This is a genomic window from Mammaliicoccus sp. O-M54 (assembly GCF_022386035.1).
GTDB lineage: Bacteria > Bacillota > Bacilli > Staphylococcales > Staphylococcaceae > Mammaliicoccus > Mammaliicoccus sciuri_A.
Map to the genome: position 1 here is coordinate 1 of NZ_JAJNJE010000027.1, position 416 is coordinate 416.

General features: G+C 35.6%; 1 protein-coding gene. It reads right to left on the reverse strand.

The window, feature by feature from the left end; all coding sequences use genetic code 11:
* Nucleotides 1-416 (reverse strand): Ig domain-containing protein (locus LQ673_RS14700; protein ID WP_239745108.1); only part of this gene is annotated, 416 nt, incomplete at both ends.

Here is a 416-nt window from a genome sequence, read left to right on the forward strand (position 1 = left end):
TTTCCACTATTATCTTGACCATTCAATGTTATATCTTTGATTGGTGTGTTTACTTCTGTTGTTTGGTCTTCAATAGAATCTACCGTTGGTGCTGTTGTATCTTCTACTGTAATCGTAAATGGTGTTTCTGTTTTGTTTCCTGACTCATCTGTTGAAACAACCGTTACGTCATAGCTACCTATAGTTGTTGGTGTACCTGAAATAATATTTGTCTCTGGATCATATGTCACACCTTCTGGTAGTCCTGATACTTCATGTGTCACTGGTTTTCCACTGTTATCTTTGCCATTCAATTCAATATTTGTAATTTGTGTATTAACTTCTATTGTTTGATCTTCAATTGGATCTACCGTTGGTGGCAATGTATCTTCAACTGTTATTGTGAATGTTGTTTCTGTTTTGTTGCCTGATTCGTC